The sequence below is a fragment of the Dawidia cretensis genome, from assembly GCF_018598175.1.
In the GTDB taxonomy this organism is placed as follows: domain Bacteria; phylum Bacteroidota; class Bacteroidia; order Cytophagales; family Cyclobacteriaceae; genus Ohtaekwangia; species Ohtaekwangia cretensis.
In genome coordinates this window covers 1-347 of the sequence record NZ_JAHESE010000146.1, presented here as the reverse complement: position 1 = coordinate 347, position 347 = coordinate 1, and the positions used below count along the sequence as shown (strand labels likewise).

Annotated in this window: 1 protein-coding gene; it reads left to right on the top strand. The window is 57.9% G+C overall.

What is annotated here, in order from left to right; translation table 11 throughout:
• Positions 1-347, top strand: a 347-nt coding sequence (locus KK062_RS30125; protein WP_254088093.1) for an alpha-L-rhamnosidase N-terminal domain-containing protein, incomplete at both ends; no start/stop codon positions are given.

Genomic DNA, 347 nt, shown 5'->3' with positions numbered 1-347 from the left:
CGTCGGCGGTGGGGGATTTTCATAAGGCACACTGGCGCGAGCGTCCTACTTTTTGGCTCGACTTGCGCGTTACCTACGCCGACGGCACGACGGAGACGATCAGCTCGGATCCTACCTGGAAAACATCGCTAAGCCCGGTTGTTTTCAACAGCATCTATACGGCCGAGCATTACGACGCACGTCGTGAGCAACCCGGCTGGAACACCGTGCGCTTTGACGATGCGGCCTGGGTCAACGCTATTGCACGCAAGGCTCCGTCGAACAACATTGTCGCACAGGTGCTCCACCCGATCCGGAACGTAGAGGAGCTTGCGGCAGCCTATATGCGCAAGTTGAATGATACCACG